At 33.2% G+C, this 16111-nt stretch carries 13 protein-coding genes; 11 read left to right on the top strand and 2 right to left on the bottom strand.

From position 1 onward, the window contains the following. Positions 1-19 precede the first annotated feature (19 nt). From NNH57_RS08300 to NNH57_RS08320, 5 genes are read left to right on the top strand one after another with little or no spacing between them, the layout of a single operon-like run. Entirely contained in the window at positions 20-1036 is a 1017-nt protein-coding gene (locus NNH57_RS08300) for a COX15/CtaA family protein (protein ID WP_074408646.1), read from the top strand. 47 nt (positions 1037-1083) lie between these two features. Further along, positions 1084-1602, top strand: a complete 519-nt coding sequence (locus tag NNH57_RS08305; RefSeq protein ID WP_074408647.1) for an IS1096 element passenger TnpR family protein — start codon at positions 1084-1086, stop codon at positions 1600-1602. 43 nt (positions 1603-1645) lie between these two features. Further along, positions 1646-2029, top strand: a complete 384-nt coding sequence (locus NNH57_RS08310; RefSeq protein ID WP_199915413.1) for a four helix bundle protein — start codon at positions 1646-1648, stop codon at positions 2027-2029. A gap of 18 nt (positions 2030-2047) precedes the next feature. Then, positions 2048-3106, top strand: coding sequence for a nucleoid-associated protein (locus NNH57_RS08315; protein WP_074408648.1), 1059 nt, complete (start codon positions 2048-2050; stop codon positions 3104-3106). A 28-nt stretch (positions 3107-3134) separates the two neighbouring features. After that, complete coding sequence (locus NNH57_RS08320; RefSeq protein WP_074408649.1) at positions 3135-3908, top strand: sulfite exporter TauE/SafE family protein; 774 nt, start codon at positions 3135-3137, stop codon at positions 3906-3908. Between the two features lie 339 nt (positions 3909-4247). Here NNH57_RS08320 and NNH57_RS08325 read toward each other — a convergent pair whose 3' ends face one another. Beyond that, positions 4248-5123, bottom strand: coding sequence for a hypothetical protein (locus NNH57_RS08325; RefSeq protein WP_132065935.1), 876 nt, complete (start codon positions 5121-5123; stop codon positions 4248-4250). Positions 5124-5540: 417 nt separating this feature from the next. Between NNH57_RS08325 and NNH57_RS08330 the strand changes: the two genes are divergently transcribed. Then, complete coding sequence (locus tag NNH57_RS08330) at positions 5541-6425, top strand: tail fiber protein (protein ID WP_074408651.1); 885 nt, start codon at positions 5541-5543, stop codon at positions 6423-6425. An 83-nt stretch (positions 6426-6508) separates the two neighbouring features. Here NNH57_RS08330 and NNH57_RS08335 read toward each other — a convergent pair whose 3' ends face one another. Beyond that, positions 6509-7573, bottom strand: coding sequence for a hypothetical protein (locus NNH57_RS08335; protein WP_074408652.1), 1065 nt, complete (start codon positions 7571-7573; stop codon positions 6509-6511). Between the two features lie 364 nt (positions 7574-7937). Between NNH57_RS08335 and NNH57_RS08340 the strand changes: the two genes are divergently transcribed. The 5 genes from NNH57_RS08340 to NNH57_RS08360 all read left to right on the top strand — a co-directional run bounded on the left by NNH57_RS08340 (position 7938) and on the right by NNH57_RS08360 (position 15996). Next, on the top strand, positions 7938-8837 hold the full coding sequence (locus NNH57_RS08340) for an ABC transporter ATP-binding protein (protein WP_074408653.1): 900 nt from the start codon (positions 7938-7940) through the stop codon (positions 8835-8837). A gap of 4 nt (positions 8838-8841) precedes the next feature. Next, positions 8842-9678: an ABC transporter permease gene (locus NNH57_RS08345; protein WP_074408654.1), complete on the top strand. Its 837-nt coding sequence runs from the start codon at positions 8842-8844 to the stop codon at positions 9676-9678. 25 nt (positions 9679-9703) lie between these two features. After that, the gene (locus NNH57_RS08350) at positions 9704-12529 is read left to right on the top strand and encodes a T9SS type B sorting domain-containing protein (RefSeq protein ID WP_132065933.1); all 2826 of its coding nucleotides are present in this window, start codon (positions 9704-9706) and stop codon (positions 12527-12529) included. A 72-nt stretch (positions 12530-12601) separates the two neighbouring features. After that, entirely contained in the window at positions 12602-15085 is a 2484-nt protein-coding gene (locus NNH57_RS08355; RefSeq protein ID WP_108807838.1) for a T9SS type B sorting domain-containing protein, read from the top strand. Positions 15086-15525: 440 nt separating this feature from the next. Beyond that, entirely contained in the window at positions 15526-15996 is a 471-nt protein-coding gene (locus tag NNH57_RS08360) for a DUF6438 domain-containing protein (RefSeq protein ID WP_074408656.1), read from the top strand. Positions 15997-16111: the final 115 nt, after the last annotated feature.

The raw sequence follows: 16111 nt of genomic DNA on the forward strand, positions 1-16111 counted from the left end.
TTGAAACTTTGAATAAAAAATGAAAAAAGACAATAAAAAGGTAATATATTGGTTGCTCACAGGTTGCTTATTGATTTTTATTATGGTTATTGTTGGTGGAATTACCAGACTTACTCATTCTGGGCTATCGATCTCTAATTATAAATTAATTTCTGGTACTATTCCTCCTATGAGTGAAACAGAATGGAATGCTGCATTTGATCTATACAAACAATACCCCGAATATCAAAAGATAAACCATCAATTTACTCTCGAAGATTTTAAAGATATTTATTTTTGGGAATGGTTACATCGTGTCATCGGAAGATTTATCGGTATTGTATTTATAGTACCTTTCGTATATTTTTTAATTAGAAAACAACTTACCACACCCACAATAAAAAAATCTATAATACTTATGTTACTCGGAGGTTTTCAGGGTTTCCTTGGTTGGTTTATGGTAAAAAGTGGGTTAATCGACAGACCCGATGTAAGTCATTATCGACTTGCAATGCACCTCACTGCAGCATTTATAACCTTTGCGTATACATTTTGGGTAGCTCTAGATCTTATATATCCAGACAAAAAACAAATTGACACTAAATTTAGAAATCTGATTCGATGGGCCTTATCGATACTTATACTTCAGATTATCTATGGTGCTTTTGTCGCTGGCTTAGATGCTGGTCTATTACATAACCACTGGCCGTTAATGAATGACGGAGCTTTAATTCATGAATCCGTTTATATAGAACAATCTCCTTTAATCAAGAATTTTGTAGAAGGAAAGAGTGGAGTTCAGTTCATACACCGTTATCTGGCTTATATAGTTGTAGGGCTTATTGCCTTTATCTGGTATAGAAGTAAAAGAATTAAAAAAAATAATACTCAATCTAATTCATTAAATACATTAGTAATTATCGTATGTATCCAGTTTTTGCTAGGAATATTTACATTAATTTTTAGAGTGCCCATAGTATTAGGGGTATTACATCAAATTGTTGCTTTTTTCTTATTAGGGGCAATGACTTTTTCATTACATCGTTTTAGTAAATAACAATGCATTTATAGTATCTTTGCATTTCCAAATTAATTAATTTAATAATGATATACCGTTTCAGAATTATCCTGGATACAGAAGAAGATGTATTTAGAGATATTGAAATAGAACAAGATGCTACTTTAGAGCAGTTTCATAATGTAATAACCCAATCTTTTGGTTTTGACGGAACAGAAATGGCTTCTTTTTACATTAGTGATGATCAATGGAATCAAGGAGAAGAAATATCATTATTTGATATGAGTGATGGTAATCAGCCTGTTAGATTAATGAATGAAACTACTCTTATTGATGTGGCTCATGAGGCTTCTCCCAAGTTAATCTATATCTATGACTTCTTAAACATGTGGACGTTTTTGGTAGAACTTGCTGAAATTGCTGAATATGAAAACGGAAGAGAATATCCAAATGTAATGTATATTCATGGTCAAATACCTGATCAGGCACCTGATAAAGAGTTTAAAGCAGAAGAATTAGACGACTTTAATGAAGAAGGTGAAAATAAAGATTTTATGGATCTTGATGAATATGAAGATTTGGGATTTGATGAGAATTGGAATTAATTTAGATAACAAAGTTTCATAGAAGCAAAGCCACAAAGTATATATGAGTACCTTCAGAAATTTAAAAATATGGCAAAAAGCTATAACCCTTGTTACTAAGATATACCAGGAAACTAAAGGTTTTCCTCAGGAAGAAATTTACGGTCTTACATCTCAAATAAAAAGAGCCTCAATTTCTATTCCTAGTAATATTGCCGAAGGCTATGGAAGAGAAGGAAAAAATGATTACTTAAAATTTCTTAATATTGCTATGAGTTCACTTTTTGAGCTACAAACGCAATTAGAAATTGGAAAAAACTTGAATTTTATATCTGAAAACAACTTCATTGCTATTTATGAAGACACTAGGGAATTAGAACGGATGCTTTCAAGCTTTATTAAAACCATTAAAACCTCAAAACAAACTACAAACTCTGCTACTCAGTAGCTTTGAAACTTATAAAAAATGATCAACTTATATAGCACTCAAATCGAATCATTATCGGTTCATCAGGTTGGAAACAAGAATAAAAATGAAAATTTATTCTTGTCAGAATCACCATATGCCCTTAATGATGAATTAACGGCACTTCTAAAAGAGTATTTTTTTAAACCTTTTAGAGAAAAGGAAGAAAATTATTTTCAATTTGCCAATGAGGTAGATATAGAATTTAATCCTCTGTTTAAGATCGTAACCGAAATTTTTGAACATCCTTCTTCAGTTCATGAAAAATCTAAACGAATCGCTTCATTATTGTTTGAACAATCACAACATCCACATATTAAAAGTGGTGAGGTATATGTTACATATTTAGATAACGTAACTATAGATAATGAAAAAGTTGATGCTATTGGTATTTTTAAATCAGAATTAAAACATGATTTCCTTCAGTTTGAAGAAAAAGAAACTGATATCGAATTATTAATTCAACAAGGTGTAAACCTGAATAAACTCGATAAAGGCTGCTTAATTTTTAATCACAAAAAAGAAGAAGGTTATAAGATTCTTTCTGTAGATTCTAATCGATACGATACGAAATACTGGTTAGAACATTTCTTAGGTGTAGAAGCTTTTGCTGATGAGAATTTTTACACTAAAAAATACATGAAATTCTGCCAGGATTTTGCAAAAGATGTAGTGCTTCCTGCCGAAGATAAAAAAGAAGAAGTGATGTTTATGAATCGTGCTGTAAACCACTTTGCCAAAAATGATGAATTTGAAGAGTCTGCATTTTTAAATGATGTAATTGATAATCCTGATTTGATTCCAGAATTTAAGCATTACAAAGTAGAAAAAGCACCAAAATATCAGATCGAGGACCTTACCACCTTTCCTATCGCCAATAATGCAGTAACTGCTGCTCGCAAAAAAATGAAAAATGTCATCAATCTAGACACTAATGTGCAGATAAAGATGGATTTCATCAACCCAGAGTCTGCAGAAAAATTTGTAGAAAAAGGATGGGACGAAGAAAAACAAATGTATTACTACTTAGTATATTTCAATAAAGAACAAAAGACCTAAGAAAGCAAAAAGCTAATAACTATCTATTATGGATTTTATTCTGGTCGGTATTATAGCTTTATTAGGATCAGGATTAACATTTTTTTCTGGTTTTGGGTTAGGTACATTATTGATGCCAGTATTTGCGATATTCTTTCCTATAGATATTGCAATCGCTCTTACGGCAATAGTGCACCTGCTTAACAACCTATTCAAACTAACTCTTGTTGGTAAAAAAGCTAATTTGCAAACCGTAATGCGTTTTGGGTTACCTGCTATTGTATTTGCCTTTTTTGGTGCATATACATTAGGAAAACTCACCTATATGGATCCCTTATTTAGCTACACTATTTCTAATACCCTATATGAAATCACAGCAGTAAAAATATCTATTGCTATAGTATTAATCTTTTTCTCTCTATTTGATCTTATTCCAAAGTTGAAACGATTAGAATTTGATATCAAATATTTACCTTGGGGTGGCGTATTAAGTGGTTTTTTTGGAGGATTATCAGGCCATCAAGGAGCATTACGAACAGCTTTTTTAATTCGGGCAAAACTTAGTAAAGAAGCTTTTATAGCCACAGGAGTTGTTATTGCCTGCTTTATCGATATCTCGAGACTAACTATATATGCCAAAGATCTTATGCAATTGGGTGATCAACTTAATTACCCTATACTTATAGTTGCAACATCAATGGCTTTTATTGGAGCTTATATTGGGAATAAATTTCTTAAAAAAATCACCATACATACGATTCAAATAGTAGTAGGGGTTTTATTAATTGTCTTTGCACTACTTCTGGGAATTGGTATTTTGTAACCTGAGTTCGACCTAAACCAAAATGTTATAAAAAGCGTCAATTCGAATAGTTTTTCAGAATGACCTCTCGACTACGCTCGAGGTGACGTGGAGAAAAACTGTATCGAGAATAGTTTTTTTGGATAGAAAATCACTATTCTCGACACAATCTTCCAACCTGTACTGAGCTATATCGAAGTATCAGATCACCCGAATTGACTTGATTTTCTTACGCCCAACTCAGGTTTGTAAATCTGATCTTAGATCAAACGGCATAGGTCTTACACTTTTTTCGTTTCTTACTCCTGTTCGGAGGACACATTTAAAAAAAGTGTGATTCTATTTTTGTTTCAATCGATGTTAATCAAATGGATTATCAAAAGTATCTGGTCCTTTCTGATAGAAGAGTACTTCTCCTCCTACTTTTCTATTATCATTCCATACATCCCAATCACAATGAAATTCTATCCCCCTTACTCTTTGTTTAAACCACTTATTTGAAATATAACCAGACGATACCTGAGTTCGAGGTGAAAGAGTTATTTGTCTAATCTCTTTGAAATGATTTCCTTCACCTTCAGTTACGCTAAATTTAACCTGTCTGTCATAATCACAGTTTCCAACCTTAAAGCGAAGTCCTCTGCAAGACTTCCTTACAGTCCAATTATTATGTGTATCCGGACCAGCATTCCAATTAAAAGGTGTATAATTAAAGTAATACGCTGTACCTGAATTGGTTGAACTATTGACCCATACTCTTTTCCCTCCTGTAAGGAAGCTATTACATTGCGATAACTGAACAGGAACAGGTGAAGCAGCTCGATTTTTTAATTTTGACATCGTTGATGCTGATATTCTTATGGGGTTTTTATGGTTCTCTATCATTTTTCTGGTAGAGATCAACTTTTGTACATCTTCAGATTCGGGTGAATCCATAAATGCTTTTGGTACTGCAACATGGTCTTCTGTAAGTAATAAAAATCGCTTAAGACAGCCATCGTTCTCGTCAAAATCAATTATTTCATTGTCCATCGAACCTCTTTCTTCGTAATAAAAACCCTCGCCATTAAATTCGAATGTTACAGTATTGTTATTGGGCAGCTGCAATGTTGCCAAGGTTTTCCATCCTAATTCTTCAGTTTCAGGTTCATGCATGATCTCATCGTGATCTGTACAACCCAACAGAAATAAACATACACCCAGGGGTAAGGTGTTTTTAATCAATAATTTTCTCATAGTTTTACCATTGGTAAAGTTTAAAATGTTTGACAACATGGTTAAATTTTTAAAATTAAAATCTCCTAAACTTTTATAGACACTCAGGGATATGTCTTTAAGATTTCACTATCTGTTTTTAAAGTAACATCTAGTTTTCTAATATTTGCCAAACCTAGGGAGCTATCGATATTATATTGTCCTGATTCTTTGAGTTTTCAAGAAATAAGGACAGTTTTGTGAAATTTTATACGGTTCTATTTGGATGAGGTTACCACAGTTACTTGGATAAAAATTTTAAAACTGTTTAATTAATCTACTGACTTCTCTCAACTCTATAAATTCATTAACCTCTTGCAATTACAAACTACATTTATATATATTTACCTTTGAATTCCTACCCTATTACAAAATCTATAATTATTTAATTTTTAAACTATGAAGAAAAATATATTTCTATCAGTATCTTTTGTATTGGTGTCATTAATCAGTACTGCTCAAAACAACACGTTTCCTACTACTGGTAATGTAGGAATTGGAACGACTACTCCAGACCAAGCTCTTGTTGTTAATGGAAGTATTTCATTTGATTATGGCAATGCTAACTCATATAATGGTTTCCGTCTTAAAGGCGGTGTTAAAACTGAATACTACAATATAATAACTGGAGGAACAGGTGTGATTCATGAATTCACTGGCTCACTTGGTGCTATTATGTCTTTAGCAAATGACGGAAAAGTTGGAATAGGAACAACCGCTCCATCATCCAGTGTTGATATTCTTAAAAACAATGCAACATTATTCGTTCGAGATCCAAGAGATGCTTCAGGAGCAGATGCTACACTAAGGTTACAGACAGGTGGTCAGGTTCAAAGGTTTAAATTTATATGGAATGACCGCTTTATAATAGACAGCGGAGATGGGACTAATGAGCAATTTACAATAAAACGTAATGGAAACATTGGTATAGGAACAGCAGCCCCAGATTCAAAACTTGCTGTAAATGGTAAAATACATGCCAAAGAAGTAAAAGTTGATCTAACTGGTTGGCCTGATTATGTATTCGAAAATAATTACAACCTACCTTCTTTACAGGAAGTAGAACATCATATTGTAGAAGAAGGACATTTACCTAATATCCCTTCGGCTTCTGATGTAGAGAAAAATGGTATTCAACTTGGAGAAATGAATGCTAAACTGCTTCAAAAAATTGAAGAGCTTACATTGTATATGATTGCACAAAATAAGAAAACCGAGCAGTTACAGAAAGAAATAGAATTACTTAAACAAAAGAATATCAAACTAGAGAAGAAGATAAAATAGATCAAATGTCTGAGGTGGGAGGTTCGATGTACAATTCCAAGATTGACTTCTAACCTCTAACTACTGACTTAAGACATAATTCGTCACTCTAATAATCGTCTCATATTCACATTCTCATAATTACGTCGTACAAAATCCATTGCCGTTTTAAGAACTTCACCCATTGATTTGCTGCGACGAAATTTTAAATCCAAAGTAAAATTATAGAGGTGTTCTCTAAGTTCTTTCAAGTTTTCTTGGGTAGAGATTCGATCGGCACACATACATTCAACCAAATTTTCATAACGGGATCTCGATGTTAATACTCGTTTTGCCAAAATAGAACGTTCTTCTTTTTTATATTGTTCGATAGAACTCAATTGCAACTTATTCATCACAATATCTACCATATCAAAATTCTCTTTAAAAAACTGAGGTTGATATACTTTTAGTTTCCCTTCATAACATTGCTGATCAAAATCAATAGCTCTTATCTTGTATTCTACATGGTCAAAATCGTGAATAGGAATAATTACATAGTTATAAGATCGCATATCTCCTAGCAATCGCATTTGGCAACGCTCATTAAACTTTACAAATTCTTTTGCTATCTGTGACTTGGCCTGATCGCTTAAATCAGGTAAAAAATCCTTGATAAATACATCCCCTGGAATCCCTGCAATATGTTCTTCTATAAGTGTATTTTTATATACCAAAAAGTTAATTCTATTTGGCGAAAACATATGCTCTAACTCTAATCCATAAATACGTGAAGCATCTGCCTTTTTTACATAGATATATGTATAATTATCATTAAGGATATTTCTAACTTTTATTCTAAAAGGCTTTGAGTTTCCAAAAGTACAATAATCTATAGCATCGATATTAAGAAACTCAATAGCATCTTCATTACCATCAGAATGTAGAATTGTATATACTTTTTTAAGACTGGATTCTATTTCTGGTCGCTCATGTTCTTCGTAATACACCCGTACCCATAACGTATCCTCATCCTTACTATCATAAACAACTATAGAACCCGAAAACCTAAGTAAATCATCATAAAATACCGGAATCTTAATTTTACGATTACATTCTTTCAGATATGCATCCAGTTTATCGTTGATAGGATACGTTGGTTTTTTCTTCGACATTAATTTTTCGTCCATAACAGTCCTTTTTGTAAAAAAGCAATTTACAAATTTCAGATGTACAAATCACTTTTAAAAAAAATTGCTGAATACCGTTTAGTAAGCAATAATTTACAATAAAAAACATATGCGGACATTCAACAAACAACCATCTACATCAAAAAAACATACACTTATATTCAACAAATAACCATCTACATCAAAAAAATATACACTTACATTCAGCAAATAACCATCTACATCAAAAAATATACACTTACATTCAACAAATAACCATCTACATCAAAAAAACATACACTTACAACCAACAACTATCAACTTTCTTGTAACAAAACCCTATACTTGTCGTCTTGTTTTATATAACCACCAAAAACAATTACAATTGGAAAATATCCTCACCTTAAACAATCTCACCAAAAAGTTTGGAGCACTAACAGCTGTCAAAGACCTCTCTTTTACTATAAAAAAGGGAAATGTGTACGGCATTCTTGGTCCAAACGGAAGTGGTAAATCTACTACTTTGGGTATCGTACTTAATGTTGTTAACAGTACCTCTGGTGAGTTTATCTGGTTTGATGGCAATACATCAACTCATGATGCACTAAAAAAAGTTGGAGCTATTATAGAACGCCCAAACTTTTACCCATATATGACTGCGGCCCAAAACCTTAAATTGGTATGCCAAATTAAAGGGGTGGACAGCAGTAAAATTGACGAAAAGCTTGAAGTCGTAGGGTTGTTAGATCGAAAAGATAGTAAGTTTAGAACATTCTCTCTCGGAATGAAACAGCGATTAGCTATTGCTTCTGCTTTGCTGAATGATCCCGAAATATTAATTCTTGATGAACCTACTAATGGGTTAGACCCACAAGGGATACATCAAATTCGTGAAATCATCAAAAAAATAGCCTCTAAAGGAACCACTATTCTTTTAGCATCTCACCTACTCGACGAAGTAGAAAAAGTTTGTAGCCATGTAGTGATTATACGAAAAGGCGTGAAACTGTATTCTGGACGTGTAGATGAAATGAATGCGAGTTACGGGTTTTTCGAATTAAAAAGTGATCAAAAATCTACATTAACAGAGTGGTTATCTAAGCATAATGATTTTAAAAATTTCAAAGAAGAAGATGGAAAAATAATTGCATTTTTAGCACACGAGCTGGATGCAGAAAGTCTTAACAGGCAACTATTTAAAGAGGGAATAGTTCTTACACACCTTGTGAAACGAAAAGAAAGTCTCGAAGAACAATTCTTACAATTAACCAACAATTTAAACTAAAGCCATGTTACGACTACTAAATATAGAATTTCAAAAACTAAAATATAACAAAGCCGCAAAGGTAATTACGATAACGTACTTTATATTAATAACCTTTATCGCTTTAATCGCATCTATAGAATTTAATTTTGCCGGTGTAAAATTTAGAATAGCCGATCAGGGGATTTTCAATTTCCCATATATATGGCATTTTAATACGTATATAGCTGCATGGTCTAAGCTATTTTTGGCTATTGTTATTGTTTCTATGATGGCCAATGAATACAGTCATCGAACCTTAAAACAAAATCTAATCGACGGGCTAAGTAAAAAAGAATTCATTAGTTCTAAGTTTCTAACCGTTGGTGTCTTTGCCTTGATCTCTACCCTATTTTTATTCGTAGTATCTATGATTTTGGGATTAAGCTTCTCTGATTATAATGAGTTTTCTATCATATTCTCTGACCTGGAATATGTTCTAGCGTATTTCATAAAACTAATTGGTTTTTTTGCTTTTTGTATGTTCCTCGGGATTTTTGTAAAGCGTTCTGCCTTTGCCCTTGGGTTTCTATTTATCTGGTGGGTTGTAGAAAATATTATATTCGCATTGCTAAAGTTTAAACTATTTAGAGGAACCGAAATTGCAGATAACATCGTACAGTTTTTTCCTTTAGAATCTATGGCAACCTTGATTAATGAGCCTTTTACGCGTTTAAATTTTATTCAATCGGCTGCAAGTCAATTAGGAGAAACTTTTCAAAGAGATTATACTGTACATTGGTATGAAATCTTAATCGTATTGGTTTGGACAGTTGTTTTTATATATCTATCTTATTACTTGCTTAAAAAGAGAGATTTATAATATATTTGAGCTTCAGAGCTCAACTATGCGATACATTTATGTAGTTTTTTTTGCTTTATTCTTTCATCATTCATTGCTGTATAGTCAAGGAGAAGCTAACAGTTGGTATTTTGGTCAGAATGCAGGTATAAGTTTTAATACAACTCCCCCTACAGCACTTACTAATGGTAGAGTAAACACACTTGAAGGGTGCACTACAATATCTGATGCAACAGGAAATTTATTATTTTATACCGATGGCATTACCGTTTGGGATGGATCGCATGCTATTATGCAAAATGGTACAGGGTTAAAAGGTGATCCTTCCAGTACCTCTTCTGCACTAATTGTTCCTCAACCAAACTCTCCAAATCTGTATATCGTTTTTACTGTAGATGAGCCTCATCATGACAACGCTGATAGTGATCCTACTACTTTTGATGGAGATGGGGTAAACGATGGATTTATGTATTCTATTGTAGATATGTCTTTGAATGGAGGAAATGGAGCTTTAGTAGCAGGACAAAAAAACATTCCCTTAGTTACTTATACCGCGTCAAATAACTTAGAAAGTCTATACAAATGTTCAGAAAAAATTACAGCTGTAAAAAGTGATGATTGTGATTCATTTTGGGTAATTACACATTTTGTAGATACATTCTATGCTTTTAAAGTTGATCAAACCGGAGTTAACACTACACCTGTTACTTCTCGCATTGGGGTTACCGTTCCTCTTTCTGGGTATCGGCGTAATGCTTTAGGGTATATTAAAGCTTCACCAGATGGTGACAAACTAGCTGTAGCACATTTTGGTTTTGCAACTGTCACAGCAGGTAATGGACCAGGAAAAGTTTTACTTTACAATTTTGATAATACCACAGGAACTATTAGTAATGAAATCGAGTTAAGCAATAGCAATTCTCCCTATGGAATAGAGTTTTCTCAAACCGGACAAAGACTATATGCTACTTTCGATATTGGAGATGAAGGAAACGGACAAAGTTTCTTAATGCAATATGATCTCTCATTGCCGGATAATCAAATTGCCGCAAGCGGAAAAAGAATTCTTAATCAAAATAATCAAAGTACTTTTTCTTTTAACGCAGGAGCTATTCAACTCGGTCCTGATGGTAAGATTTATCGATCGTTATATGATTTTAATTCCCAGAGAGGTGATTACCTTGGCGTAATCCAAAATCCCGAAGCAGCTGCAGCCAGTATCGTTTATAATGAGCAAGGCATACTTGTTAATACAGATGGTTCTAGAAATGCTCTTCTTGGACTTCCTCCTTTTATTCAATCTATTTTTGCACAAAATATTGATATCATCAATAATGGAGACCCTAACAACGTTAATCTTGATTTATGTGAAGGAGGTACATACCGATTGTTTTATCAAAATATCCCAGGTGCCAGCTATACCTGGTTTGTAGATAACAATCAGATTGCAAATGTTGTTCACTTTTTAGATATTACAACAACAGCCAACTACAGATTAGAAGTTGATCTTAATGATGGTAGCTGCCCTCTCATTGGCGTTGCTAATGCCACTTTTTTCGAAGTCCCGACTGCTATTGCTTCCACACTAGTGCAGTGTGATGCGTATCAAACTATTGGAGATAATATTACGTTGTTTGATTTACATCTTGCAAACGATCAGCTTACCGGCGGAAATAATCAATATACAACCCAATTCTTTATTGATCAACCTTCTGCACAGGCAGGAACACCAAGAATCAGTAATGAAAATGTATTTCAAAATAATCAAAATAATCAACAGGTATATGTGCGGGTAATTAATAGCAACAATACAAATTGTTTTGACATCACAACTGTTACTTTAGAGGTGAGCTCTACCGATGTAAATGATGCCGAGTTACGAGTTTGCGATGATGATGGTACCGAAGATGGGTTTACCGTTTTTGATCTAACTGAAGCAAATCAACAGGTATTATCAGGCATTACTACCCCCGGATTAACGATTACATATTATGAAAATACAGAAAATGCATTATTAAACAGAAACCCTATTACAACCACTACCAATCGTACACAAAACACTCAAGGTGATGATATTATTTATGCAAAAGCTGAAGAAAATGGAGGAGAATGTTTTGGGATAAGCAGTGTACGTTTATTTGTAGTCCCGTTACCCAATATCGAACCTGATTCTGAGTATTTCTTATGTCAAAACGAAACAAATGTTGAAATCGATGCTGGCCTACCAACTAATGGTAATCTCAATGATCTTACAATCTTATGGTCAACGAATGAATCTACAGAAACAATTTTAGCAAATCAATCCGGAGATTATACTGTAGAAATTACAAACCAACAAACTGGGTGTTCTAAATCCAGAACAGTAACTGTAATTGCATCCAGCTCTGCAATTATACAGTCTATCGATATCAATGATGCAAGAGATAATAATACCGTTACCATTAATGCAGAAGGTTTGGGTAGTTATGAATATGCAATAGAGATAAATGGGGTTTTGAGTGCATATCAGGATGATCCAACCTTTACCAATGTACCTCCAGGGTTTCACAGGGTGTATGTAAGAGACAAAAACGGATGTGTTCCTGTAACCTCTCAGGATATTTCGGTTGTTGGATTTCCAAAATATTTCACTCCAAATGGGGATGGTTTTCATGAAACCTGGAATGTAGAAGGAATATCAAACCAGATTATGGGTAATTCTCTAATTTTTATATTTAATCGCTACGGAAAACTAATCAAGCAGTTAAGAGCAGGTACCCCCGGATGGGATGGGACCTTTAACGGGCAACTAATGCCTTCTAGCGAATATTGGTTTCGTGTAGAATTAGAAGATGGTAGAATTCTTACCGGAAGTTTCTCTCTTATTCGTTAACTATGTTTACCATAGAGTTTATAGAGAATAGTAAACTTATTAGTATCTTGACCGACAATATAAATACCCCAAATGAAAAAAAAATTACTTTTAACTTTACTTCTTACTTCTGTATTTTTTATCGGTTATTCACAAAACGAACCTACCGATTGTGTTAATTCTATTATTGTTTGTGGAGATACTAATCTAGAGTTAAACTCTAACGGTGTAGGTACCAACGATTTTGCATTACCTGGTAACAATGCTCCTGCTTGTTCTTTTACAGAAAGTCAAAGTTTATGGTTACGAGTTAATATTGTTCAATCAGGAACGCTAGCATTCACCATAACACCAGAATCCTCAAGCACTGCCGAAGATTATGATTTTGCAGTTTACGGACCTAATGTTACATGCTCTACTTTAGGTAGTTCTATTCGATGCTCCTCTACCAATCCTCCAGCGGCTGGAGTCTCTACCTTAACAGGGCTCAATAGCACTGAAACGGATCTGAGTGAAGGTCCCGGAAATCTCGGAAATGGGTTTGTACGTGCTATAGATGCCGTAGCAGGAGAAGAGTATTTTATTTTAATTGATAATTTTTCTCAGAACGGAGGTTTTGACCTTACATTTACCGGTACAGCAGTACTTCCAGATAGTCCTGTTAATACTGCAGGCACTACGGCAAATCTTGATCTTACAGAATGTGATGTCATAGGAAACTCTGGTGACGGAAGAACAAATTTTGATTTAAATAGTAATACAGCTGCTATATTAGGAACACAGACCAATACAGCAATCTCATATCATAATACCGAAGAAGATGCCAGTATTAACAACTCACCCTTAGCCAGCCCTTATCTAAGTACTCAAAATAATGAAACCATACATGTACGCATAGAAAATACAATTACTGGTTGTTTTATCATTGATACATTCACATTGATAACCATTCCTGGGCCGCAAATAACCACTCCTTCCCCATTCACGGTATGTGATAATGCCAATGATGGCAATGATACAAATGGATTTGTTTCTTTTTTACTTAGAGATAAAGACAATGAAATTCTTAACGGACTAGATCCTGCTATCAATATCATAACATATCATTCATCTCTTACTGATGCAAATACTGGAACTGGTATTATAGATAAAAACGCTCCTTTTACAAATACTGTGAATCCTCAGACGATTTTTGTTAGAGCACAATATGCAGCAACACAACCATGTATAAATACCATTAGTATTATTCAATTTAATTTAGAAGTAACCCCCTTGCCTGTAGCAAATGCCATTTCTTTAATACAATGTGATGAATTCATGGATCCAACAGATGGCATCACTCTTTTTAATCTTAATGAAGCTAGTAATCAGATTACGGGAAGTACAACAAATAGAACTGTATTATTCTTTGAAGATATTGCATCTGCAAATGCAGGTACTCCGGCTATTACAAATACAACTACATACCAAAATACTGCGATAAATCAGCAATTATTCGTTCGTGTTACAGATGATCTTAATGGATGTTTTAGGGTTTCAACTTTAGACTTGGAAGTAAGTGTTACATCTGCAAATGATGCAATTTTAAGATTATGTGATGATGATGGTACAGAAGATGGGTTTCGTGAATTTGATCTTTCACTGGCTAATCCACAAATACTGCTTGGCATAACTACACCTAATTTAACAGTTATGTATTATCAAACTATAACAGATGCTTTAAGTGAATCTAACCCTATAACAACAACAACTAATACCACTTTATTAACACAAGGACAAGATATAGTATTTGCTAGAGTAGAAAACCTCAATCAATGTTTTGGTATTAATCAAGTACAATTATTTCTTAATCCTTTACCTAATATTGAACCTGAAGCACAATATTTCTTATGCCAAAACCAAGCAAACATTGAAATAGATACAGGTTTATTATTTGGTAGTAATGCTAGTGATTTCACTTTTCTCTGGTCTACTAATGAAACTACTCAAACCATTTTTGTGAACCAGCCAGGAACATATACAGCCCAAGTTATCAGCACACTTACGGGATGCTCTAAATCCAGAACAGTAACTGTAATTGCATCCAGTGTAGCGACTATACAGTCTATCGATATCAATGATGCAAGAGATAATAATACCGTTACCATTAATGCAGAAGGTTTGGGTAATTATGAATATGCAATAGAGATAAATGGGGTTTTGAGTGCATATCAGGATGATCCAACCTTTACCAATGTACCTCCAGGGTTTCACAGGGTGTATGTAAGAGACAAAAACGGATGTCTTCCTGTAACCTCTCAGGATATTTCGGTTGTTGGATTTCCAAAATATTTCACTCCAAATGGGGATGGTTTTCATGAGACCTGGAACGTAGAAGGAATATCAAACCAGATTATGGGTAATTCACTAATCTTTATATTTAATCGCTACGGAAAACTAATCAAGCAGCTAAGAGCAGGTACCCCTGGATGGGATGGGACTTTTAATGGGCAACTAATGCCTTCTAGCGAATATTGGTTTCGTGTAGAATTGGAGGATGGTAGAATTCTTACCGGAAGTTTCTCATTAATTCGATAATAATATTAATATATCCGATTTATTCTTAGAATTGATTAAACCAAAAATTCAATACAAATATTTCCATCAGGAATCACACTACAAAAATGATAATATATGATTCTCTTTTACAGATTTATGTCTGAAAAACACACCTAGAATCTCTAAATTTAAGGATCATCATTATAAAATATTTTTAGGTTCTCTATCTTCTTTTTATTGATAATAATATTACAACAAGGAGTTTCCTTTAAAAAAAATCACTAAAAACTGATTTAAAATCCCATGCCAACAAAAAAAACTTTGTTCCTACAACAACTTTACAGGTTATTTTTTCTACTTATAAAAAAGGAATTTGCAAAAAAATTATGATACTATTTAAAAAGTAAATAAAAAATAGGGTGTTCTAAAAGTTTACTGTTGTATAAAAAGACACCTAATTTTTTAAAACTTATCGCATAATGGTTATACATTATAAAATAATCAAACATAACGCACTACTAATACTAGGTTTAATATTTGTTCTTATCGGTTGTAAAAGTAATAATAGTTATAGCGAACCACATTCTACAATTGCTAATAATTCTATAACATTTATCGCAGGAGAATGTTTTGGAGCATGTCCTGCTTACAAGTTTGTCTTACCTATAAAAGGTAATGCAATATTTATTGGTAAAAAAAATGTAAAAATCATTGGTCATTCCACTGCAGCAATCTCTCAAAAAAAAGTGAATGAAATTTATGACAAGTTTTTTGAGTTAGATTTTAAAACTAAAACATATAATCCAAATTTAAGGGATTTGCCACAAAAGAAATTGATTTATTGTAATGATACTATTAGCATTAAAGGAACTAAAAATATTCCTAAAGAACTTATATTTCTTATTAAAGAAATCGAAAACACTGTCAACAAATACGTATTTAACAAATAAATATTTCCCCAAATTTAAAATCATACTAAAAATATTTTTGTTTAACTTTTAGATTGAATTACTTATGCTTGTAAAAGGTTTCTAAAAAAACAAGCAGCCTTTTAATTGTTAAATG

Origin of the sequence: Aquimarina spinulae (assembly GCF_943373825.1) — a bacterium.
In the GTDB taxonomy this organism is placed as follows: domain Bacteria; phylum Bacteroidota; class Bacteroidia; order Flavobacteriales; family Flavobacteriaceae; genus Aquimarina; species Aquimarina spinulae.